The 22,267-nt window shown below is 65.4% G+C and carries 17 protein-coding genes and 1 pseudogene; 11 read left to right on the forward strand and 7 right to left on the reverse strand.

Annotation, left to right across the window (positions count from 1 at the left end):
- Positions 1-6: 6 nt before the first annotated feature.
- Complete coding sequence (locus G3N64_RS05205; RefSeq protein WP_205782684.1) at positions 7-723, reverse strand: YdcF family protein; 717 nt, start codon at positions 721-723, stop codon at positions 7-9.
- 157 nt (positions 724-880) lie between these two features.
- Between G3N64_RS05205 and G3N64_RS05210 the strand changes: the two genes are divergently transcribed.
- Positions 881-1,198, forward strand: coding sequence for a hypothetical protein (locus G3N64_RS05210; protein WP_011351791.1), 318 nt, complete (start codon positions 881-883; stop codon positions 1,196-1,198).
- A gap of 199 nt (positions 1,199-1,397) precedes the next feature.
- Here G3N64_RS05210 and G3N64_RS39605 read toward each other — a convergent pair whose 3' ends face one another.
- Positions 1,398-1,649, reverse strand: coding sequence for a hypothetical protein (locus tag G3N64_RS39605; RefSeq protein ID WP_241020783.1), 252 nt, complete (start codon positions 1,647-1,649; stop codon positions 1,398-1,400).
- Positions 1,650-1,858: 209 nt separating this feature from the next.
- A pseudogene (locus G3N64_RS05220) lies at positions 1,859-2,245 on the reverse strand (transposase); the annotation flags it as partial.
- Positions 2,246-2,676: 431 nt separating this feature from the next.
- Here G3N64_RS05220 and G3N64_RS05225 point away from each other — a divergent pair.
- The 9 genes from G3N64_RS05225 (at position 2,677) to truB (ending at position 14,842) form a co-directional block, all read left to right on the forward strand.
- Positions 2,677-3,579 (forward strand): LysR family transcriptional regulator, encoded by a 903-nt coding sequence (locus G3N64_RS05225; protein ID WP_205782686.1) that lies wholly within the window; start codon positions 2,677-2,679, stop codon positions 3,577-3,579.
- Positions 3,580-3,654: 75 nt separating this feature from the next.
- The gene (locus tag G3N64_RS05230) at positions 3,655-4,857 is read left to right on the forward strand and encodes a pyridoxal phosphate-dependent aminotransferase (RefSeq protein ID WP_205782687.1); all 1,203 of its coding nucleotides are present in this window, start codon (positions 3,655-3,657) and stop codon (positions 4,855-4,857) included.
- A gap of 272 nt (positions 4,858-5,129) precedes the next feature.
- Complete coding sequence (gene scpB / locus G3N64_RS05235) at positions 5,130-6,161, forward strand: SMC-Scp complex subunit ScpB (RefSeq protein ID WP_205782688.1); 1,032 nt, start codon at positions 5,130-5,132, stop codon at positions 6,159-6,161.
- A 60-nt stretch (positions 6,162-6,221) separates the two neighbouring features.
- Positions 6,222-7,988, forward strand: a complete 1,767-nt coding sequence (gene rluB / locus G3N64_RS05240; protein WP_205782689.1) for a 23S rRNA pseudouridine(2605) synthase RluB — start codon at positions 6,222-6,224, stop codon at positions 7,986-7,988.
- A 451-nt stretch (positions 7,989-8,439) separates the two neighbouring features.
- Positions 8,440-8,898, forward strand: a complete 459-nt coding sequence (gene rimP / locus G3N64_RS05245) for a ribosome maturation factor RimP (RefSeq protein ID WP_014897219.1) — start codon at positions 8,440-8,442, stop codon at positions 8,896-8,898.
- The gene (nusA, locus tag G3N64_RS05250) at positions 8,898-10,373 is read left to right on the forward strand and encodes a transcription termination factor NusA (protein ID WP_043182579.1); all 1,476 of its coding nucleotides are present in this window, start codon (positions 8,898-8,900) and stop codon (positions 10,371-10,373) included. Before rimP ends, nusA begins: the two co-directional genes overlap by 1 nt.
- Before the next feature lie 91 nt (positions 10,374-10,464).
- A complete protein-coding gene (gene infB / locus G3N64_RS05255; RefSeq protein ID WP_205782690.1) occupies positions 10,465-13,383 on the forward strand; it encodes a translation initiation factor IF-2 in 2,919 nt (972 codons plus the stop codon).
- A 114-nt stretch (positions 13,384-13,497) separates the two neighbouring features.
- The gene (gene rbfA / locus G3N64_RS05260; RefSeq protein WP_205782691.1) at positions 13,498-13,896 is read left to right on the forward strand and encodes a 30S ribosome-binding factor RbfA; all 399 of its coding nucleotides are present in this window, start codon (positions 13,498-13,500) and stop codon (positions 13,894-13,896) included.
- Positions 13,897-13,909: 13 nt separating this feature from the next.
- On the forward strand, positions 13,910-14,842 hold the full coding sequence (gene truB, locus G3N64_RS05265) for a tRNA pseudouridine(55) synthase TruB (RefSeq protein ID WP_205782692.1): 933 nt from the start codon (positions 13,910-13,912) through the stop codon (positions 14,840-14,842).
- Between the two features lie 88 nt (positions 14,843-14,930).
- On the opposite strand, the gene G3N64_RS05270 is transcribed toward truB, so the two are convergent.
- The 4 genes from G3N64_RS05270 to G3N64_RS05285 all read right to left on the reverse strand — a co-directional run bounded on the left by G3N64_RS05270 (position 14,931) and on the right by G3N64_RS05285 (position 19,861).
- A complete protein-coding gene (locus G3N64_RS05270; protein WP_205782693.1) occupies positions 14,931-16,490 on the reverse strand; it encodes a DHA2 family efflux MFS transporter permease subunit in 1,560 nt (519 codons plus the stop codon).
- Positions 16,491-16,518: 28 nt separating this feature from the next.
- Positions 16,519-17,733: an HlyD family efflux transporter periplasmic adaptor subunit gene (locus G3N64_RS05275; protein WP_205782694.1), complete on the reverse strand. Its 1,215-nt coding sequence runs from the start codon at positions 17,731-17,733 to the stop codon at positions 16,519-16,521.
- A gap of 52 nt (positions 17,734-17,785) precedes the next feature.
- A complete protein-coding gene (locus tag G3N64_RS05280) occupies positions 17,786-19,282 on the reverse strand; it encodes an efflux transporter outer membrane subunit (protein WP_205782695.1) in 1,497 nt (498 codons plus the stop codon).
- Positions 19,283-19,369: 87 nt separating this feature from the next.
- A complete protein-coding gene (locus G3N64_RS05285; protein WP_205782696.1) occupies positions 19,370-19,861 on the reverse strand; it encodes a MarR family transcriptional regulator in 492 nt (163 codons plus the stop codon).
- Between the two features lie 299 nt (positions 19,862-20,160).
- On the opposite strand from G3N64_RS05285, the gene typA reads away from it, so the two are divergent.
- Positions 20,161-21,987: a translational GTPase TypA gene (gene typA, locus G3N64_RS05290; protein ID WP_039358989.1), complete on the forward strand. Its 1,827-nt coding sequence runs from the start codon at positions 20,161-20,163 to the stop codon at positions 21,985-21,987.
- Positions 21,988-22,267: the final 280 nt, after the last annotated feature.

A 22,267-nucleotide genomic window follows, 5' to 3' on the forward strand; every position in this document is an offset into this window, starting at 1 on the left:
CGGCGGTCAGAACCACCCGAGCCATCGATAGACATGGAATTGCGCGATGCCGACCAGTTCGTGCATCGCCTGCTCGGCGTTGGCCAGATTGCGCCAGCGCGGCAGCCAGCCCGTTTGAGCGCGCCGGCGATTCGCATACACGGGCTGCGGATCGATGCCGAAGCGGCGGAAATCGAGCAATGCGCGGCGCATCTGATATGACGAAGTGACGAGAATGCGCGCGTCGTCATACTGTGAGCGTAGTATAGGCGCAGTGAATTTCGCATTTTCGTAGGTTGTGCGGCTATCTGGTTCCAGAACGAGGTCCGCGGGAGCGACACCTTCGGCGACGAGCTGGCGCCCGTAGACCGCCGCCTCGGTTTCGCCGTGATGCTGCGGGTCGCCACCTGACATCACCACGGTGCAGTGCTCGGCCTGCTGCCGGCAGGTGCGGTAGAGCGCCGCGACCTTGTGGATGCGGGCGGCTCCGTCAGGTGGCGGCCGCAATCCGGTGTCGGTGCGCTGCGTGCCTGCGCCGATGAGAATCAGTGTGGTCCGGCCATGCATGTCGGGGTGCTCGACGGGTTCGACGCCCGCCTCGGTCCAGGCGATCAGCGGCGCGGCGAGCCAGCCTGTCGCGAGCAGCCAGAACAGCGCGACGGCGACAAGCGAGATGATTCGCCGCCGCTTGCGGCAGAGCATGAAACAGATGAAGAGAAGTACAAATGAATCGAACAGAATCAATTTGATTGGGGTATGGTGTCTTTTTATGGACGGCTGACGATCCGGCCCTGACGCGACGCCGAACGTCGGCCTCCAGAATCGGTGGCGGTATCGGCGGGCGGAGACCCTGCCCGGCGCGCCGCTTCGCATTGTCGCTGCACTTTAAGAAAGAATCGAGATGGCCACGTATTCCAACGAAGCGGTGCTCGACGCATTGAGACGAGTGCAGTACCGCCAGGTACCGTGGGCGCGCCGCCCGGGCGTGTTCGAGTATCTCCGTTCGCTCGGGCTGATGGACACGGTCAGGCAGAAAACCGTTGCCCCCGCGCCGGGCTTCCATGCGCCGGTCGACATTGCCGTGCTGACCGAAAGCGGTCGAGCCGAATTCTCGCGCCTCGAGCGCGACGAGAAATTACTTTCCTGGACCGATCGCCGCATGGCCGACTACGCATTGAGCGAAGCGAGTGCCGTGGCGATTCTCGAAAGCCGCTTGTAGCGGCGGCCGATCATCCCGCCGCGCGCATTGCCGTGCGGCCGGCCATGCGCCAAAAAAAAGCCCGTATCGCGAGGATACGGGCGTACCGGATACTTTTGCTGTTGCCACGCTGTGCTCATGGCAACGTTGTGACTCGTCGCATTCGGCGCAGTTCCCGGCAGCGGGCATTTTCTTTGGCGAAATCCTGAAATTGGCAGGACTACGGATGACGCGGTACGTCCGACGGCTGCGAGCCGATGCGCGCTCGCGCATTGCTTGCGATGTCGCCGCGCAGGTCGCCGCGCGGCACGGTCTGCCGGCTGGACGGGTTGGCGGACGGTGGCTGGCGGAGGGTGTTCCGGTGATCCTGCTGGCGATGGGGCGGCTTCGCGCGATCGTCGGCGTGGGCTGGAGCGGACAACGCCAAGGAAATGACAATGCCGCATGCGACGAGCAGTGACATTGGTTTCATGGCGGGGCTCCCTTCAAGCCGTCGACGCGGCCTGTTGATATGTCGCTAAGGTAAGCGCGGGAGTGCAGGCTTGCTGTAAATATTGGTAAATAGATGTATCGCGGTACGACAACCGTAATCGACGCAACGCAGGCGTCGCGCATAAGTCGCGTCGCAGAAAGAAACCGGGCGGCCGAAGCCGCCCGATCGAGCATTCGTTACGCCATCTTGACGGGCGCGCGCCAGGATTCCGGATTGGTCCAGAAGGCGCCGCGCAGCCGGTCGCGGCTCGGCGGCGCGGGCGGCTTCGCAGCGCTTGCGCCGATGCGCCCGCGCAGGGAGATCTGTCGGCCGCTCGTGCCGAGTCGCTTCACGATTTCGGCGAGCGTGCCGTCCGCCTGCCATTCGTCGAAGCGACGACGGCAAGTCGGCGGTGACGGATAGCGGCCCGGCAGCTTCGACCAGCCTTCGCCCGTCGACAGCACCCACAGCACGGCGTTCACCACCGAGCGGGCTTCCACGCGGGGGCGGCCGCGCCGCTCACTCCGTGCGGGTTCCGAGCAAAACAGACCCTCGACCAACGCCCACTCGTTATCTCTCAAATCGTCGAACAGCATCATGTCCTCACCTCAGCGAAGCTAACTCCGGTGCGCTGCCCTGCGCCGCGCACTCTTCAAGCACTCGATCGTCGAGTGCCGGGTGGGGGCGTCCGGTTGGCCGGCAGCGGCGTTTCTGCTCTTCCGCCCGACGAAACCTGCGCCCTGTGCGCCAGGAGATGCACGAAGCGTGCCATGTCGGAGGTAATTCCCTCGAGAGCCGCTTGGCAGCGAGCTAACGGCTAAGTCAGCTAGGGGCGTATAAGACGCCAAAATAACCCGCCAGCAAATCGGGACAATCACCAATCTTGTGCAGTTCGCCCGCACCACGTGCGTTCACGGATGTATTGCACCGCAGCGAAACATGTGGGGCAGGTGCCTGATTCGCACACCGGCGCCGAATTCGCGCATTAAAATCGCGCATCGATATCGACGATTGATGAGGTCAGGAAATGAACGTCACGCTGCGCCAGCTTCGCGTCTTCATCGAGGTCGCGCGGCTCAAGAGCTTCAGTCGCGCGGGCGACGAGATCGGGCTCACGCAGTCCGCGGTCAGCCGCTGCGTGCGCGAGCTCGAAGCCGAGCTCGGGTTGAAGCTGATCGACCGCACGACGCGCGACGTGCAGTTGACCGATGTCGGCGCGAACCTGATCTCGAGCGTGTCGCGTCTGCTCGACGATCTCGACGACACGCTGCGCGAGATTCGCGAGATCGGCGAGCAGCGCCGCGGGCGCGTGATCGTCGCGGCAAGCCCGACGATCGCATGCCGGCTGATGCCGCGCGTGGTTGCGTCGTGCGAGCGCCAGTTTCCGTTCGTGACGCTGGGCTTGCGCGACGACGTGCAGAGCGACGTGTTGCGCAAGGTGAAGTCGAGCGAGGTCGACTTCGGCGTCGTGATCGGGCCGCTCACGGTTGCCGATCTCGTCTGCGAATCGCTGATGACCGATTCGTTCTGCCTTGTCGCGCGTGCCGACCATCCGCTCGCGGCGCGTGCCGAGGTGCCCTGGACGGCGCTGGACGGCGAGCGCCTCGTGCTCCTCGATCAGGCGTCGGGAAGCCGGCCGCTGATCGATGCCGCGCTGGCCGCCCATCGCGTCAACGCGACGGTCATGCAGGAGCTCGGGCATTCGGCGACTGTCTTCGGACTCGTCGAGGCCGGCGTCGGTGTGAGCGTGCAGCCGTGGCTGTCGCTGCCGCTGCCTGCCGGCTCGACGCTCGTCGCGCGGCCGCTCACGCCGCGCACCGAGCGCACGGTCGAACTGGTGCGCCGCCGCGACCGGTCGTTGTCGCCCGCTGCGCAGGCGATCTGGGAACTGGTGCGGCAGATGCCGGCGAGGGCGGAGGACCTCGACTGACGCGCACCGACGCGCGCCGATCCGGCTTGCGGGCCGGTACACTACGCGGATCGTGTTCCTCGATGGTGGTGCTCGATGGCGCATTTCGCAGATTCCCTTCCGGTGGCCGGTGTGCCGGCAGCGCGCGACGCGGTGCACGCGTTGCGTCCGTCGCTGATCCGGGACGTGGCAAACGCCGGCTTTGGCGTGCCGGACATGCTGCCGTTCTGGTTCGGCGAATCCGATCTCGTGACGCCGGACTTCATCCGCGACGCCGCAGCGGCGGCGCTGCGCGACGGCGTAACCTTCTACACGCACAACCTCGGTACCGCGCCGCTGCGCGACGCGATTGCAGCCTACGTCAGCGCCCGTCACGGTGCGACGGCGGCCGACACGGTGGCCGTGACGAGTTCGGGCGTGAGTGCACTGATGCTGGCCGCGCAGATGCTGGTCGGTCCGGGCCAGCGCGTCGTCGCGGTCACGCCGCTGTGGCCGAATCTCGTCGAGATTCCAAAGATCCTTGGGGCGCAGGTCGAATGCGTGCCGCTCGGCTATGGCGATGCGGGCTGGCAACTCGATGTCGGGCGGCTGCTTGCGGCGCTGACGCCCGATACGCGGATGTTGCTGATCAACTCGCCGAACAATCCGACCGGCTGGACGATGTCGCGCGACGACCAGCAAGCCGTGCTCGCCCATTGCCGTCGCCACGGCATCTGGCTGGTTGCCGATGAAGTGTACGAGCGGCTTGCATTCGGTGCGGGTGGCGCGCCGTCGTTCCTCGACATCGCGTCGCGCGACGAGCGGGTCGTCGTCGTGAATTCATTCTCGAAAGCGTGGGCGATGACAGGCTGGCGCCTGGGGTGGCTCATCGCGCCGGCAACGGTGATGGACGACCTGTCGAAGCTCGTCGAATACAACACGTCGTGTGCACCGGGCTTCGTGCAGGCCGCGGGTGAGGTCGCGCTGCGCGATGGCGAACCGTTCGTGCGGTCGTTCGTCGCGGCGCTGCGCGATGCGCGCGATCACCTGGTTGCCGCGCTGCGCACCCTGCCGGGCGTCGAGGTACCGCCTCCGCCGGGCGCGATGTACCTGTTCCTGCGCCTGCCGGGCGCGGCCGACAGCCTGGCGTTCTGCAAGACGCTGGTGCGCGACGCGGGGCTCGGCCTTGCGCCCGGGCGCGCATTCGGCCCGGAGGGGGAAGGGTTCGTGCGCTGGTGCTACGCATGCGATCCGGCGCGACTCGACGCGGGCGTCGAGCGGCTGCGCCGGTTCCTCGCGCGTGGCGCGGCCGCCCGCTGAAGCGGGGCCGGAGCGGACTCGGCGTGCTGTCGGCAGCCCGTTCGGCTCATCTTTACGCACCGGGCAATTTTGCGTAATATGGCGCTCAGTCACGCGGTTCCGTCGTTGAGCCGTGCTGTTCCGTCCGGTTTGGGCCTGGCCTGAAGTTGGTTCGCCGCCCCCGGTTCGTGCTCCCATCAATATGACCGATCAGAATCGGGCGAGCGCGTCTTCCGTTCCTTTCGTCTGTTTGTTGATCCGGTTCGTTTGACCACAGGGTCTGGCCTAGCTGCATGAATACCCAAGAGGCGAAGATCGTCCTCGAGACTGCTTTGATCTGCGCGCAGGAGCCGCTGAAACTCGGCGATTTGCGCAAGCTCTTTGCCGACGGCGTGTCGGCTGACACGGTCCGCACGTTGCTCGAAGATCTGAAACAGGATTGGTCCGGCCGCGGCGTCGAGCTGGTGGCGCTGGCGACCGGATGGCGTTTCCAGAGCAAGCCGGCGATGCGTCACTATCTGGATCGCCTGCATCCCGAGAAGCCGCCGAAATATTCGCGCGCGGTGCTCGAAACGCTCGCGATCATCGCGTACCGGCAACCCGTCACGCGCGGCGATATCGAAGAGATTCGCGGTGTGACGGTCAATACGCAGGTGGTCAAGCAACTCGAGGATCGCGGCTGGATCGAAGTGATCGGTCATCGCGACGTGCCGGGGCGCCCGGCGCTGTATGCGACGACGAAGCAGTTCCTCGACGATCTCGGCCTGAAGGCGCTCGATGATCTGCCTGCGCTCGAAGAGCCGGCCGCGAACATCGAGGCTGCGCTGCTGGCGCAGCAGGCAATGGATTTCGACGAGGGCATACCGGTTGCCGGCGACGCAGCGGGCGACGCGCCGCACGCGGATGAGGCATCCGCCGGTCAATCGGCGGGATTGCCGGATGATCACGCGGCGGACGTCGTGTCGACGCAGGAAATCCCGAGCCGCGATACGCTCGATGCTGATCGCGGGCAAACGGAACGATTGGAACAGGCTGGCGCCGAAGCAGTGCCGGCCAATGTGCTGCCCGAGCCGCTGCATGCGGATTGGAGCGAGGAAGATCGCAAGCCGGCTGCCGAAGCGGTTGCCGGAGACGGAGCGGAAGCGGCCGGCAACATGCCCGGCGAGGCTGGCCAGGCCGACGCCTCCCGTTCCCGTCCCGCGGACGGCGAGATGCTGGACGACACGTCCGACAGTCTCGCTGACGCCGTTCGAAGCGCCAGTGCACCCATCGGTGCCGATGCGCTGCCGGACGACGAAGCAGAACCCGAACAGCGTCGCGCCTGATCGCGGCCAACTTCTTGCCGCGCCCGCGCCGGGCGCGAGACCTGACATTTTGAGGTTGTTTTGACAGATATCCACGATATTGAATCGTCCGCGCCTGCCATGCAGGCAGCGCGTGCCGACGATGCGCCGGAGCAGGGCGCTTCGGCCGAGGGTGGCGACGAGCGTCCCCGCCGCGGTCTGCGGCGAGGCCCGCGCAGCCTGATCGCGCGGCGTCGCGCGGCGGCCAAGTCGAAGGGCGCCGAAGGCGAGCCGCAGGGCGGCGAAGGCGCTGACGCGCAGCCGGCCGAAGCCGCTGAAGCGCAGCCGCCGGCGCGTGCACCGCGCAAGGAAGGTGCGGCCAAGGGGGCTCGCAAGCCGGCCGCCAAGCGCGAAGGTGCGGCCAAGGCCCAAGGCGGCCAGGGTGGCCAGGGTCGTCGCGGCGGTACATCGAAGGCTGAAGGCAGCGCGGCGAAGGTGGAAGGCGATGCGTCCCAGGACGAACTGTTCGCCTACGTGACGTCGCCGGCATTCGACGCGGACAACTCCGCGGGCGGTAGCGGCGTGCGTGCGCCGATGCTGCGTCGCGGCCGCAACCAGCCGGCGAACAAGCGCGTGCTGTCGCCGGACGACGACGCGCCGAAGCTTCACAAGGTGCTGGCGGAGGCGGGCATGGGCTCGCGCCGCGAAATGGAAGAGCTGATCGTCGCCGGCCGCGTGTCGGTGAACGGCGAGCCCGCGCACATCGGCCAGCGCATCATGCCGACCGACCAGGTGCGGATCAACGGCAAGCCGGTCAAGCGCAAGCTGCCGAACAAGCCGCCGCGCGTGCTGCTGTACCACAAGCCGACCGGCGAGATCGTCAGCCACGCGGATCCGGAAGGCCGTCCGTCGGTGTTCGACCGCCTGCCGCCGATGAAGACGGCGAAATGGCTCGCGGTGGGCCGCCTCGACTTCAATACCGAAGGTCTGCTGATGCTGACGACTTCGGGTGACCTCGCAAACCGCTTCATGCATCCGCGCTATAGCGTCGAGCGCGAGTACGCGGTGCGTGTCGTCGGCGAGCTGGCCGAAGGCATGCGGCAGAAGCTGCTGCACGGTGTCGAGCTCGATGACGGCCCGGCGAACTTCCTGCGCATCCGCGACGGCGGCGGCGAGGGCACGAACCACTGGTATCACGTCGCGCTGGCCGAAGGCCGCAACCGCGAAGTGCGCCGGATGTTCGAGGCGGTCGGCCTGATGGTGAGCCGCCTGATCCGTACGCGTCACGGCCCGATTCCGCTACCGCGCGGCCTGAAGCGCGGTCGTTGGGAGGAGCTCGACGACGCGCAGGTGCGCAAGCTGATGGCGACCGTCGGCCTGAAGGCGCCGTCCGAGGAGAAGGGCAAGCGCGGCGGCGCCGGTCCGCAGGCCGAGCGTCGCCAGCCCGATCCGATGCAGACGTCGATGGGCTTCATCAGCCGCGAGCCGGTGCTGACGGCTCATGGGCAACTGGATCAGCCGCGTCGCGGTGGTGGTCGGCGCGGCGGGCCGGGGCTACCGGGCCTGAGCGGCTACGGCAGCCTGCCGGTAGCGCCGTCGGGTTACGGCAATCGCGCTGGCGGTAGCCGAGATGGCAACCGTGCAGGCGGTGGACGCGATGGCAATCGCGCTGGCGGTGGCCGTGGCGATGTCGACGGCAACCGCGCGTCGTACGGCGCAGGGCCCAAGCGTGACAGCGCGGGTCCCAAGCGCGGCGGCGGCAAGGGTGGAAATCGCAACCCGAACGGCAATCGTGCCGAGGGTGCCGGCAACGGCGGCGGCGCGCGCGGCGGCCAGCGTCCGCAGCGCAGCCGTACGCGTAGTCGCTGAGCATTCGGGCTCGCGGCGCAAGGCCGGCAGCGTGCCGACCGGATCGGCATACGGCAGGTCTTGTCGGCGCGCGGCATCGCGTTTATTGCTTTGACTGTATATATGTTGCGCGGCGCTGCATGGCCGCCGGCATAACCGATCCCCGGCGTGCCACGATGGCGCCGGTTGATCGAGCAGCCCGATTTCGCATTTTTGGGCCGTAAAGGCAGGCGACGCGCTGCTTTTACCGGCTGGCTTGGCGTTTGCGCCAAAAATCGCTATAATCGCGGAGTCGCTGGGCGTACGGATTCAATGTGCGGCTCAGGTGCGACCACCAGTAAGAAGATGGGCGTTCCGCCCATTTTTTTTTGCTGAAACGGTTAGGCATCTCGGGTAGCGCTTCCTGCGCCGGCTAAGGCGCGCGCCCGCGGGTGAATCGCGAGCGGCGGGCGCGAACACCTGAGAGGACACAGTGCAACTGACGGAACTGATAGAAACCACGGTCACCGGGCTCGGCTACGAGCTGGTGGATCTCGAGCGCACCGGGCGCGGCATGCTTTGCATCTATATCGATCAGCCTGCCGGCATCTCGCTCGAAGATTGCGAAAAGGTCACGCGTCAGCTCCAGCACGTCTTGACGGTCGAAAACATCGATTACGAACGGCTCGAAGTCTCGTCCCCGGGGCTCGACCGCCCGTTGAAGAAGCTGGCCGACTTCGAGCGCTTCGCTGGCAGCGAAGTTTCCGTGACCTTGAAAAAGCCGCTGGACGGGCGCAAGACGTACCGGGGCATTCTGCACGCGCCGAATGGCGAAACGATCGGTTTGGAATTTGAGAGGAAGAAGGGCGAGGCGGCCATGCTGGATTTCACGCTGGCCGATATCGACAAAGCCCGCCTGATTCCGCAAGTTGACTTTAGGAGCCGCAAATAATGAGTCGCGAAGTGTTGATGCTGGTGGATGCGCTGGCGCGCGAGAAAAACGTCGACAAGGATGTGGTGCTGGGCGCCCTCGAGGCTGCGCTCGCGTCCGCTTCCAAGAAGCTGTTCGACGAAGGCGCCGAAATCCGCGTCCATATCGATCGCGAAAGCGGCGAGCACGAAACCTTCCGTCGCTGGCTCGTCGTGCCCGACGAGGCAGGCTTGCAGGAGCCGGATCGCGAGATCCTGTTGTTCGAAGCACGTGAGCAGAAGCCCGACGTCGAAGTCGGCGAGTATGTCGAGGAACCCGTCCCGTCGATCGAGTTCGGTCGCATCGGCGCGCAGGCCGCGAAGCAGGTGATCCTGCAGAAGGTGCGCGACGCCGAACGCGAGCAGATCCTGAACGATTACCTCGAGCGGGGTGAAAAGATCATGACGGGTACGGTGAAGCGCCTCGACAAGGGCAACTTCATCGTCGAATCCGGCCGTGTCGAGGCGCTGCTGCGCCGCGATCAGCTGATCCCGAAGGAAAACCTGCGCGTGGGCGACCGCGTGCGCGCGTACATCGCGAAGGTCGACCGCACCGCGCGCGGCCCGCAGATCGAGCTGTCGCGTACGGCGCCCGAGTTCCTGATGAAGCTGTTCGAGATGGAAGTGCCGGAAATCGAGCAGGGCCTGCTCGAGATCAAGGCGGCTGCCCGCGACCCGGGCGTGCGCGCGAAGATCGGCGTCATCGCGTACGACAAGCGGATCGATCCGATCGGCACCTGCGTCGGCATCCGCGGTTCCCGCGTGCAGGCCGTGCGCAACGAGCTCGGTGGCGAAAACATCGACATCGTGCTATGGTCGGAAGATCCCGCCCAGTTCGTGATCGGCGCGCTCGCGCCGGCAGCTGTCCAGTCGATTGTCGTCGATGAAGAAAAGCACTCGATGGACGTCGTCGTCGACGAGAACGAGCTGGCTGTCGCGATCGGCCGCAGTGGTCAGAACGTTCGCCTTGCAGGCGAGCTGACCGGCTGGCAGATCAACATCATGACGCCGGACGAATCCGCACTGAAGCAGGGCGAAGAGCGCGACCGGCTGCGTGCACTGTTCATGGCGCGTCTCGACGTCGACGAAGAAGTTGCCGACATCCTGATCGACGAAGGCTTCACGAGCCTGGAAGAGATCGCCTACGTGCCGCTCAACGAAATGCTCGAAATCGAGGCGTTCGACGAGGACACCGTGCACGAACTGCGCAACCGCGCACGCGACGCGCTGTTGACGATGGCCATCGCGAACGAAGAAAAGGTCGAGAACGCAGCGCTGGATCTCAAGAGCCTCGACGGCATCACGCCGGAGCTGCTCGCGAAGCTGGCTGAACATGGCATGCAGACGCGCGACGATCTCGCCGAGCTGGCTGTGGATGAACTGGTCGACATGACCGGGATGGAAGAGGATGCCGCTAAGGCGTTGATCATGAAAGCACGTGAACACTGGTTCCAGTGAGAAATGACCATGGCGCACTGATTTGATGGCGGCCGTATGGCCTGACCCGATGCTAACCGCAAGGAATCGGTCCTTGCACTAAGAGGAATGAATGGCGAGTAACAACGTAGCCCAATTTGCCGCGGAACTGAAAATGCCTGCTGGTGTGCTGCTCGAACAGCTGCAGGCAGCGGGCGTCCAGAAAGCGAGTGAAGACGATGCGCTGTCCGAAACGGACAAGGCGCGTCTGCTCGATCATTTGCGCAAGTCGCACGGCGCAACCGACGGCGACAAGCGCAAGATCACGCTGACCCGCAAGCATACGTCGGAGATCAAGCAATCTGACGCGACGGGCAAGGCTCGCACCATTCAGGTCGAGGTCCGCAAGAAGCGTACGTTCGTCAAGCGCGACGACGTGAGCGAGGGTGCGGAACAGGGTCAGGCGCAGGTCGCCGAAGCGGACGACGATGCGGAACTGAAGCGTCGCGAGGAAGAAGCGCGCCGCGAGGCCGAACTGCTCGAGAAGCAGGCGCAGGAACTGCGCGAGCGTCAGGAACGCCTCGAACGCGAGGAAGCGGAACGTCGCGCCCGCGAGGAAGCGGCTGAAGCCGAGCGCCGTCGCGCCGAGGAAGAAGCGGCGGCGAAGCGTGCCGCGGCAGACGCTGCGGCGGCACAGCAGCAGGCAGCCGCGCAGCAGGCTGCAGCAGCCGAGCAGGAAGCGGCGAGCACGCAGTCCGCGCAGGACGAAGCACGCGCAGCCGCCGAACGTGCGGCACAGCGCGAAGCGGCGAAGAAGGCTGAAGACGCTGCCCGCGAGGCGGCGGACAAGGCGCGCGCCGAGCAGGAAGAGATCAGCAAGCGTCGTGCGGCGGCAGAAGCCGAAGCGCGTGCGATTCGCGAAATGATGAACACGCCGCGCAAGGCCGTGGTCAAGGCAGTCGAGCCGCCGAAGCCGGTCGAGCCGCCGAAGCCGGCCGAAGCGAAGGGCACGCTGCACAAGCCGGCAAAGCCGGAAGGTGCGCAGGCGCGTCCGGCCGTGAAGAAGCCGGCTGGTGCAGCACCGGCAACGACGCAAGCGCCGGCAGGCGCGGGCGACCGCAACAAGAAGCCGGGCGCAGGCAAGGGCGGCTGGCAGGACGACGCGTCGAAGCGCCGCGGCATCAAGACGCGCGGCGATTCGAGCGGCGGCGTCGACCGCGGCTGGCGCGGTGGCCCGAAGGGCCGCGGCCGTCACCAGGACAGCGCATCGTCGTTCCAGGCGCCGACCGAGCCGATCGTCCGTGAAGTGCACGTGCCGGAAACCGTGTCGGTTGCCGATCTCGCGCACAAGATGTCGATCAAGGCCTCCGAAGTCATCAAGGTGATGATGAAGATGGGCCAGATGGTCACGATCAACCAGGTGCTGGACCAGGAAACGGCGATGATCGTCGTCGAGGAACTGGGCCACCGCGCGGTTGCCGCGAAGCTGGACGATCCGGAAGCGCTGCTCGTCGAAGGCGAAACCGGTACCGATGCGGAGCAACTGCCGCGTCCGCCGGTCGTCACGGTGATGGGTCACGTCGACCACGGCAAGACCTCGCTGCTCGACCACATCCGCCGCGCGAAGGTTGCCGCAGGCGAAGCGGGCGGCATTACGCAGCATATCGGCGCCTATCACGTCGACACGCCGCGTGGCGTCATCACGTTCCTCGATACGCCGGGTCACGAAGCGTTCACGGCAATGCGTGCACGCGGCGCGAAGGCGACCGACATCGTGGTGCTGGTGGTGGCAGCCGACGACGGCGTGATGCCGCAGACGAAGGAAGCGATCGCCCACGCGAAGGCGGGTGGCGTGCCGATCGTCGTCGCGATCAACAAGATCGACAAGCCGGAAGCGAACCCCGATCGCGTCAAGCAGGAGCTGGTCGCGGAAGGCGTCGTGCCGGAAGAGTACGGTGGCGATTCGCCGTTCGTGCCGGTGTCGGCAAAGACGGGCGCAGGCATCGACGATCTGCTCGAGAACGTGCTGCTGCAAGCCGAAGTGCTGGAACTGAAGGCACCGGTCGAAGCGCCGGCCAAGGGCATCGTGATCGAAGCGAAGCTCGACAAGGGCAAGGGCCCGGTCGCGACGATCCTCGTGCAGTCCGGTACGCTGAACCGCGGCGACATCGTGCTGGCGGGTACGGCCTACGGCCGCGTGCGTGCGATGCTCGACGAGAACGGCAAGCCGACGAAGGAAGCCGGCCCGTCGATCCCGGTCGAAATCCAGGGTCTGTCGGAAGTGCCGGGTGCGGGCGAGGAAGTGATCGTGCTGCCGGACGAGCGCAAGGCGCGTGAAATCGCACTGTTCCGTCAGGGCAAGTTCCGCGACGTCAAGCTTGCGAAGCAGCAGGCCGCGAAGCTGGAAAGCATGCTCGAGCAGATGGGCGAAGGCGAAGTGCAGAACCTGCCGCTCATCATCAAGGCGGACGTGCAGGGCTCGCAGGAAGCACTCGTGCAGTCGCTGCTCAAGCTGTCGACCGACGAAGTGCGCGTGCAGATAGTGCACAGCGCGGTGGGCGGCATCAGCGAAAACGACGTCAACCTCGCAACGGCATCGAAGGCTGTCATCATCGGCTTCAACACGCGTGCGGATGCACAGGCGCGCAAGCTGGCCGAAGCGAACGGCATCGATATCCGCTACTACAACATCATCTACGACGCAGTGGATGAGGTGAAGGCGGCAATGTCGGGCATGCTGGCGCCGGAGAAGCGCGAAGTCATCACCGGTATGGTCGAGGTGCGCCAGGTCTTCAAGGTGCCGAAGGTTGGCACGGTTGCAGGCTGTATGGTCACGGACGGTATCGTCAAGCGCTCGTCGTCGGTTCGCGTGCTGCGCAACAACGTCGTGATCTTCACGGGCGAACTCGAATCGCTGAAGCGCTTCAAGGACGACGTGAAGGAAGTGAAGCAAGGCTTCGAGTGCGGTATGTCGGTGAAGAACTTCAACGACGTCATCGAAGGCGACCAGTTCGAAGTCTTCGAAGTGACCGAAGTCGCGCGTACGCTGTAACCCTCGCGCATCGGCTCATGGGCGGGGCAGGCTTGGGCCTGTCCCGCCCATTTTCATGGTGGCGTGCCAACACTGGCCGCCGCTTTATCCTGATAAACGGATCACGGATCGATCATGTCCAGGAAACGTACTTCCCCCAATCGCAACGTGCAGATCGCTGACCAGATTCAGCGTGATCTGTCCGAACTCATCATGCGCGAGGTCAAGGACCCGCGCATCGGCATCGTGACCATCCAGAGCGTGGAGCTCACGCCGGATTACGCACACGCGAAGGTCTACTTCACCGCGTTGACCGGCGATCCGGCCAAGACGCAGGAAGCGCTGAACCACGCGTCGGGTCACTTGCACAACCTGTTGTTCAAGCGCCTGCACATCCATACGGTGCCGACGCTGCATTTCCACTACGACCAGACGATCGAGAAGGCAGTGGAAATGTCGCTCCTGATCAAGGAAGCGAACGCGACGCGTGCCAAGGACGACGACGAGGCCGATGCGGCCACCAAGGACGACTGAGCTCGACCGGCCTATGACGACTGCAGCACCCCAACGTCCGCGCGTGCCCCGGCGCGTGCTGGACGGCGTCCTCCTGCTCGACAAGCCGGTCGGCCTGTCGAGCAACGACGCGCTGATTCGCGCGAAGCGCCTGCTGCTCGCGAAGAAAGCCGGTCACACCGGCACGCTCGATCCGCTGGCTTCGGGCCTGCTGCCGCTGTGCTTCGGCGAGGCGACGAAGTTCTCGCAGGATCTGCTCGAAGCAGACAAGACCTACGAAGCGACGATGCGTCTCGGCCAGCGTACCGCGACCGGCGACGCGGAAGGCGAGGTGATCGACACGCGGCCCGTCGAATGCGATCGCACGGCTGTAGAAGCCGCGCTCGTGCGTTTCACCGGCGAGATCGTGCAGGTGCCGCCGATGTATTCGGCGCTCAAGCGCGACGGCAAGCCGCTGTACGAATATGCGCGCGCGGGACAAACCGTCGAGCGCGAGGGCCGCAACGTGACGATCCTCGCGCTCGACCTGCTCGCGTGCGACTTGCCCGACGTGACGTTTCGCGTGACCTGCAGCAAGGGCACTTACGTGCGCACGCTGGCGGAGGATGTCGGCGAGGCGCTCGGTTGCGGTGCGCATCTGACGATGCTGCGTCGCACGGGTGTCGGTGTGCTGACGCTCGAGCACGCGGTGACGCTCGATGCGCTGTCCGATGCCGACGAAGCGTCGCGCGATGCGTGGCTCCAGCCGGTCGACGCGTTACTGTCGACGTTTCCGCTGGTGCGTCTCGATGAAACCAGCGCGAAGCGGTTCCTGCACGGCCAGCGTCTGCCGCTGTCGGCGCTCGACCCGATCGATGCGGCCGAAGGCGAGCGTGTGCGTGTCTACGACGCGACTCGGCTGCTCGGCGTGGCCCGCAAGGCGAACGGCGTGCTGGCACCGGAACGGCTCGTCGTCACGGCGGCCTGACGCAACGGCGCGAACGCGCGCTCCCGTCGGAATAAAAAAAGCCCGGTCGAGGTCGACCGGGCTTTTTGTTTGCATTCAGGCTGCGCGTTCAGTGCGCAGCCGATGCCGCGGCACCGGCATCGCCGCCACCCGAGCGCTCGGGCTTCGTGATCCAGATCAGCCCGATCAGCAGCACGAAGATCGCCGCCGAGATGTAGAACAGGTCGTTCACCCCGAGTTGCGCGGCCTGCTGCGTGGCCATATTGTTGATCAGCCCGTGCGCCTGGTCCTGCGTCAGCCCGAGGTTGCCCATCTGCGTGACGGCCTGGTTGAACGTTGGGTTGTAGACGTTCGCCTGCTCGACCAATTGCGCGTGATGGAAGTTGTTGCGATGGTCCCAGGCCGTCTGGAAGATCGACGTGCCGATGCCGCCGCACATGATCCGCACGAAGTTCGACAGGCCCGATGCCGCGGGAATGCGGTGGCCGGGCAGGCCGGACAGCGTGATCGACACCAGCGGGATGAAGAAGCCGGCCATTGCGATGCCCTGCACGAGCGTCGGCAGCGTCAGCGACCATTCGTCGACGCCCGTCGTGTAGCGCGAGCGCATCCAGAAGCACAGCGCAAACGTCAGGAACGACGCCGTCGAGATGAAGCGCGGATCGGTGCGCGGCAGGTACTTCCCGGTGAGTGGCGACAGCAGGATGGCGAACAGCCCGACCGGCGCCATCACGAGACCGGCGTCGGTCGCGGTGTAGCCGATCTGCGTCTGCAGCCACAGCGGCAGCAGCACGAGGTTGCCGAAGTACAGGCCGTAGCCGATCGACAGCGCGACCGTGCCGCCGGTGAAGTTCCGCATGCGGAACAGCGACAGGTCGACCACCGGGTGCTCGGCGGTCAGTTCCCAGATGACGAAGAACGCGAACGCAATGACGGCGGTCAGCGCGAGCACGATGATGGTCGTCGACGCGAACCAGTCGAGATCCTTGCCCTTGTCGAGCATGATCTGCAGCGAGCCGACCCAGATGACCAGCAGCGCAAGGCCCACGCCGTCGATCGGCGCGCGGCGCACCGCCGACTCCCGATTGCGGTAGATCGCCCACGTCGCGGCGGCGGCGGCGATGCCGACCGGGATGTTGACATAGAAGATCCACGGCCACGAGTAATTGTCCGAGATCCAGCCGCCGAGGATCGGGCCGGCAACGGGCGCGATCAGCGTCGTCATGGCCCATAGCGCGAGCGCCATCGGCGCCTTGGCGCGCGGATAACTCGACAGCAGGAGCGCTTGCGACAGCGGAATCATCGGGCCCGCAACCGCGCCTTGCAACACGCGCGACGCAAGCAGGAACGGCAGGTTGGGCGAGAGCCCGCACATCCACGACGAAATCACGAACAGGATGATCGACGCGAGGAACAGGCGTACCTGCCCGAAGCGGTCGGTCAGCCAGCCGGTGAGCGGCACGGAGATCGCGTTCGCGACCGCGAACGACGTGATGACCCACGTGCCCTGGTCGGACGACACGCCGAGGTCGCCCGAGATGGTCGGGATCGCGACGTTCGCGATGGACGTGTCGAGCACGTTCATGAACACCGCGAGCGACACCGCGATCGTCCCGATCACGAGCTGCCCGCCCTGCAAGGGCGGGTGAGAGACAGGAGCCTGTGCCATGTCGGTTGTCTTTCCGGAGTCGGAACGGTTACATCATCTTCGCGACGGCGTTCGACTTCGCCGCGGCCGGTGCCGATGCGTTGCCGCCTGCGTTCTCGGCGATGATGCGGGCGATTTCGGCGTCGGCTTCGTCGCCGTATTTCGCGAACACGTTGGTCTCGTAGACGGTGTTCGGCGCGTTCACGAGCTGGTCGCCGCGTTCGTCCTTGATGTCCACGTCGGCCTGCATCGACAGGCCGATGCGCAGCGGATGCTTGGCGAGATCCTTCGGATCGAGCTCGATCCGCACCGGCAGGCGCTGTACGACCTTGATCCAGTTACCCGTCGCGTTCTGCGCCGGCAGCAGCGAGAACGCCGAGCCCGTACCGGCCGAGAAGCCGACCACCTTGCCGTGGTAGACCGCCGACGAGCCATAGATGTCGGCCGTCAGTTCGACCGGCTGGCCGATGCGCATGTGCTTGAGCTGGACTTCCTTGAAGTTCGCGTCGACCCACACCGCGTTCAGCGGCACCACCGACATCAGCGGCGTGCCCGGCGACACGCGCTGGCCGACCTGCACCGAGCGCTTCGCGACATAGCCGGTGACCGGCGCGGGCAGCACATTTCGAGCGTTCGCCAGGTACGCGTCGCGAACCTTCGCGGCTGCGGCCATCACGTTCGGATGCGACGCGATCGTCGTGTTCGCGGTCAACGCGCGGTTCGACGCGAGTTGCTGCTGCGAGGCGTCGAGCGATGCCTGGGCGGCGCGAACGGCGTCGCGTGCGTGCGAGATTTCTTCCTGCGACACGGCGCCCGTCTGCGCGACGGCCACGCGGCGGCGGAGATCGTCCTCGGCTTTCGACAGGTCGGACTGGCGCAGCGCGACTTGTGCGCGGTACTGGTCGTCGTTGACGAACAGGCCGCGTACCTGGCGCACCGTCTGCGCGAGATTGGCTTCGGCCTGCTGCAGCGCGACCTGCGAGTCGGCCGGATCGAGCACGACGAGCGGATCGCCGGCCTTGACCGTCTGCGTGTCGTCGGCCTTCACCGCAATCACGGTGCCGGTGACTTGCGGCGTGATCTGCACGACGTTGCCGTTCACGTACGCGTCGTCGGTCCCTTCATGGAAGCGGGCGACGAGGAAGTAGTACAGGCCATACGCGATGGCCGCGATCACGATGACCGCGACGAGCAGCGTCATCATCCGTTTGCGCTTGCCGTTGTTCTGCGGCTGCGCACTGGCGGCGTTTTGTTGGTCGCTCATTGCGATTTTCTCCGTCCGTTATTTCGAGTGTCTGCGTAGTGGTGGCGCCGGTTCAGTTGGCGGCCAGTTTTGTCGGCTTGTTGGCATCGGGCGCGGCGAGCGGCGTGCCGGTCGCATCGAACCCGCCGCCCAGCGCCTTGATCAGCGCGAGCTGCATGTCGCGGCGGCGCATCTTCAGGTTGGTCACCGTCTGCTCCGATGCGAGGCGGTTGCTGTCCGCGGTCAGCACCTGCAACTGCGGCGACAGGCCGGCCTTGTAGCGGATGACCGCGAGGTCGTATGCGCGCGTCGATGCGTCGAGTGCGCGTTGCGCATCACCCATCTGGCGATCGACCGCACGGATCGATGCGACCTGCGTCGCGACGTCGTTCAGCGCGCTGATCAGCGTCTGGTTGTAGTTCGCCACCGAGAGGTCGAAATCCGCGTAGCGGCCCTTGAGCTGCGCGCGCAGCGCGCCGGCGTCGAAAATCGGCAGGTGGATCGCCGGGCCGAACTGCGCCTGACGGCTCGCGAAGTTCAGGAATTTGCCCCAGCCGAACGCATCGAAGCCGAAGCCGGCCGCGAGGTTCACGTCGGGGTAGAACTCGGCTTTCGCTTCCTTCACGTCGTGCATCGCGGCTTCGACCTGCCAGCGCGCGGCGACGATGTCGGGGCGGCGCGCGACGAGATCGGCCGGCAGGTTGCCGGGCAGTGCAACTTCGCCGCTCGGGTTCATCACGGGGGCCGCGATCTGCAGCCCGCGATCGGGGCCCTTGCCGAGCAGTGCCGCGAGCTGGTAGCGCACCGACGTGATCTGGCCGTCGAGATCCGATAGGGAAGCCTGGGTCGTCGCGATGTTGCCGCGGGCCGTCTGGCGTTCGACATTGGTGTCGAGGCCGGCCGACACGCGGCCGTCGGTGATCTTGCCGACTGTCTCGCGGTTGGAGATCTCGCGTTGGGCGATATCGCGCAGCGCATAGAGCTGCGCGAGCGAGTTGTAGGTGCGGGCGACCGACGACGCGAGCGTGATGCGTGCCTGCTGCATGTCGGCTTCGGCCGCCTTTTCCTGCGACACGGCGGTGTGCAGGCGTTCGCGGTTCTTGCCCCACAGGTCGAGTTCCCACGATGCGCTCGCGAGCGCGTTGTTCTCGCTATACCACTGGCCGCCGTACGGGGGCGGGAACAGCGCGTTCGCCGAATACAGCTCGCGCGTCCACGAATAGCTGGCTTCCGCCTTCGGCATCAGGTTCGAACGCGACGATTCGATGTACGACGACGCCTTTGCGATACGCGCCTGCGCCTGCGCGATCGACGGATTGCCCTGCAGGGCCTCGTCGATCAGCTTCGGCAACTGCGGATCGCCGAACTGGCTGGCCCAGTCGAGCGCCGGCCACTGGCCGCCCTGGGCCGGCAGGCTCTGCGCGGATTCGAATTGCGACGCGGGGGCGATCTGCTTGTCGCTCTTGATGCCGATGTAGTTCGCGCAGCCCGCCAGCGCCAGTGCGGCGACCGCGGCGGCAACGGCGGCGCGGCACGACCCGGCGCGCACGGACAACGGGGAGGATTTCATCGCGCTGATCCCTGACTCGGAATGAATGATGGACACTGCAAGGATTTCCTTACATTAATCTGTCAAAAGTTATTGTTATGGCAACTATTACGTGATGCTGCCGCCGGCGGTCTCGCAGTAGTTGCTGAGAATGCGGCGCAGCATGCTCTTCAGGAACCCGACTTCTTCCTGCGTAAACCCGTCCAGCACCTGGTCGAGCACACTGCGGAAAATGGGCGGCAGCCGTTCGGCGAGTGCACGGCCTTCGTCGGTCAGCTCGAGGCGCACGACACGCCGATCCTCGATGCTGCGGACGCGGGACAGCAGGCCGCGTTTCTCGACCCGATCGAGCAGGCGCGTGACCGCGCTCGCGTCGATTCCGTACTCGCGTGCGAGCTCGGCGGCCGTCGAGCACTTGCCGACAGCGATCATGAACAGCATGCTTGCCTGCGTGCCCGTGATGCCGAGCTCTTCCTGCGTGCGTTGGGTGACGAGGTTGGTCATCACCGACTTCACGCGCGACATCAGATAACCGACGCTGTCGTTCATCTGATATGAAGACAGCGGCGAAACGGGCGGTTGGGTAGAAGAATCCGACATAAAACCCTGAAGCTGCAATAGTTGACTAGGCAGCAGTATAGGCACAGTTGCTTGCCGCGGCAAATGTTAATCGAACGGCAAAGGGCGCGCTTCGCGCCACAAAAATCCCTGATCCTGATAAGGTTTTTGGGCTCGCCTGCGACGTGGGCGTCGGCGGATTGGCGCGTTCGAGGGGAGGGCGTGCCGGTCAGCTCTCGACATTCTCACGTGCTATAATTTGAGGCTTTCCAAGCTGCAATGCGCGCGCCCGTGAAAAACGAGCGGGCGCTTTTGCGCGTTCAAACGATTTCCAGGTTTCTATGACCCGCGCCCTTCGCAATATCGCCATCATCGCCCACGTCGACCACGGCAAGACTACGCTCGTCGACCAACTGCTTCGCCAGTCCGGCACCTTCCGCGAGAACCAGCAGATTGCGGAGCGGGTGATGGACTCGAACGACATCGAAAAAGAGCGCGGGATCACGATTCTCGCGAAGAACTGCGCGGTCGAATACGAAGGCACGCACATCAACATCGTCGACACGCCGGGGCACGCGGACTTCGGAGGCGAGGTGGAGCGCGTGCTGTCGATGGTCGACTCGGTGCTGCTGCTCGTCGACGCGGTCGAGGGCCCGATGCCGCAGACGCGCTTCGTCACGAAGAAGGCGCTCGCGCTCGGCCTGAAGCCGATCGTCATCGTCAACAAGATCGACCGTCCGGGTGCGCGGATCGACTGGGTCATCAACCAGACCTTCGACCTGTTCGACAAGCTCGGCGCAACCGAAGAGCAGCTCGACTTCCCGATCGTCTACGCATCGGGCCTGAACGGCTATGCGTCGCTCGACCCCGCTGCGCGCGAAGGCGACATGCGCCCGCTGTTCGAGGCAGTCCTCGAGCACGTGCCGGTCCGTCCGGCGGATCCGGACGCGCCGCTGCAGCTGCAGATCACGTCGCTCGACTATTCGACGTACGTTGGCCGGATCGGCGTCGGCCGCATCACGCGCGGCCGCATCAAGCCGGGCCAGCCGGTCGCGATGCGCTTCGGCCCGGAAGGCGACGTGCTGAACCGCAAGATCAACCAGGTGCTGTCGTTCACGGGCCTCGAGCGCGTGCAGGTCGAATCGGCCGAGGCCGGCGACATCGTGTTGATCAACGGTATTGAAGACGTCGGCATCGGCGCAACGATCTGCGCGGTGGATACGCCGGAAGCGCTGCCGATGATCACCGTCGACGAGCCGACGCTGACGATGAACTTCCTTGTCAACTCGTCGCCGCTCGCCGGCCGCGAAGGCAAGTTCGTCACGAGCCGCCAGATCCGCGACCGCCTGATGAAGGAACTGAACCACAACGTCGCGCTGCGCGTGAAGGACACCGGCGACGAAACGGTGTTCGAAGTGTCGGGCCGCGGCGAACTGCACCTGACGATTCTCGTCGAGAACATGCGTCGTGAAGGCTACGAACTGGCCGTGTCGCGTCCGCGCGTCGTGATGCAGGAAATCGACGGCGTGCGGCACGAGCCGTACGAGCTGCTGACCGTCGACGTCGAGGACGAGCATCAGGGTGGCGTGATGGAAGAGCTCGGTCGCCGCAAGGGCGAGATGCTCGACATGGCGTCGGACGGCCGCGGCCGCACGCGTCTCGAGTACAAGATCTCGGCGCGTGGCCTGATCGGCTTCCAGAGCGAATTCCTGACGCTCACGCGCGGCACGGGCCTGATGAGCCATATCTTCGACTCGTATGCACCGGTCAAGGACGGCTCGGTGTTCGAGCGCCGCAACGGCGTGCTGATCTCGCAGGACGACGGCGCTGCCGTGGCCTACGCACTGTGGAAGCTGCAGGATCGCGGCCGCATGTTCGTGAAGCCGGGTGACGCGCTCTATGAGGGCATGATCATCGGCATCCACAGCCGTGACAACGACCTCGTCGTGAACCCGATCAAGGGCAAGCAGCTGACCAACGTGCGTGCATCGGGTACCGATGAAGCCGTGCGCCTCGTGCCGCCGGTTCAGATGTCGCTCGAGTACGCGGTCGAGTTCATCGACGACGACGAGCTCGTCGAAGTGACGCCGCAGTCGATCCGCCTGCGCAAGCGCTTCCTGAAAGAGCACGAGCGTCGCCGCGCGAGCCGCGAAGGCGCGGTCGACTGAGCGTTCGATCGTTCCCTTGCATGACGGAAAAGGCTGCCCTCGGGGCAGCCTTTTTTGCATCTGCGCGAAGTGCAATCGTGTCGTCTGCAAAAGACTGTTCCTGCGGGTCGTGGCAATCCGGCAAAACCCCGTCGCGCGGTGCTTTCGGGCACATTTCGCCGTGAACTCCGGTATCGGTTCTGTGATATGCTGCGCGCACGCAAGTTTTAGGTCCTTCCAAGCAAGACTTGATTCGCAATCCGCTAAACGGTCAGGCCGTGTCGCGGAAGGTTGAGTAACC

It is taken from the genome of Burkholderia sp. Ac-20344, from assembly GCF_017104975.1.
Taxonomy (GTDB): Bacteria; Pseudomonadota; Gammaproteobacteria; order Burkholderiales; family Burkholderiaceae; genus Burkholderia.

Excerpts from the sequence above, each read along its gene's own strand:
- G3N64_RS05210 (WP_011351791.1), top strand. The coding sequence starts at position 881 with ATGGCCACGTATTCCAACGAAGCGGTGCTCGACGCATTGAGACGAGTG.
- G3N64_RS39605 (WP_241020783.1), bottom strand. The coding sequence starts at position 1,649 with ATGAAACCAATGTCACTGCTCGTCGCATGCGGCATTGTCATTTCCTTG.
- G3N64_RS05225 (WP_205782686.1), top strand. The coding sequence starts at position 2,677 with ATGAACGTCACGCTGCGCCAGCTTCGCGTCTTCATCGAGGTCGCGCGG.
- G3N64_RS05230 (WP_205782687.1), top strand. The coding sequence starts at position 3,655 with ATGGCGCATTTCGCAGATTCCCTTCCGGTGGCCGGTGTGCCGGCAGCG.
- scpB (WP_205782688.1), top strand. The coding sequence starts at position 5,130 with ATGAATACCCAAGAGGCGAAGATCGTCCTCGAGACTGCTTTGATCTGC.
- nusA (WP_043182579.1), top strand. The coding sequence starts at position 8,898 with ATGAGTCGCGAAGTGTTGATGCTGGTGGATGCGCTGGCGCGCGAGAAA.
- infB (WP_205782690.1), top strand. The coding sequence starts at position 10,465 with ATGGCGAGTAACAACGTAGCCCAATTTGCCGCGGAACTGAAAATGCCT.
- rbfA (WP_205782691.1), top strand. The coding sequence starts at position 13,498 with ATGTCCAGGAAACGTACTTCCCCCAATCGCAACGTGCAGATCGCTGAC.
- truB (WP_205782692.1), top strand. The coding sequence starts at position 13,910 with ATGACGACTGCAGCACCCCAACGTCCGCGCGTGCCCCGGCGCGTGCTG.
- G3N64_RS05270 (WP_205782693.1), bottom strand. The coding sequence starts at position 16,490 with ATGGCACAGGCTCCTGTCTCTCACCCGCCCTTGCAGGGCGGGCAGCTC.
- G3N64_RS05275 (WP_205782694.1), bottom strand. The coding sequence starts at position 17,733 with ATGAGCGACCAACAAAACGCCGCCAGTGCGCAGCCGCAGAACAACGGC.
- G3N64_RS05280 (WP_205782695.1), bottom strand. The coding sequence starts at position 19,282 with ATGAAATCCTCCCCGTTGTCCGTGCGCGCCGGGTCGTGCCGCGCCGCC.
- G3N64_RS05285 (WP_205782696.1), bottom strand. The coding sequence starts at position 19,861 with ATGTCGGATTCTTCTACCCAACCGCCCGTTTCGCCGCTGTCTTCATAT.
- typA (WP_039358989.1), top strand. The coding sequence starts at position 20,161 with ATGACCCGCGCCCTTCGCAATATCGCCATCATCGCCCACGTCGACCAC.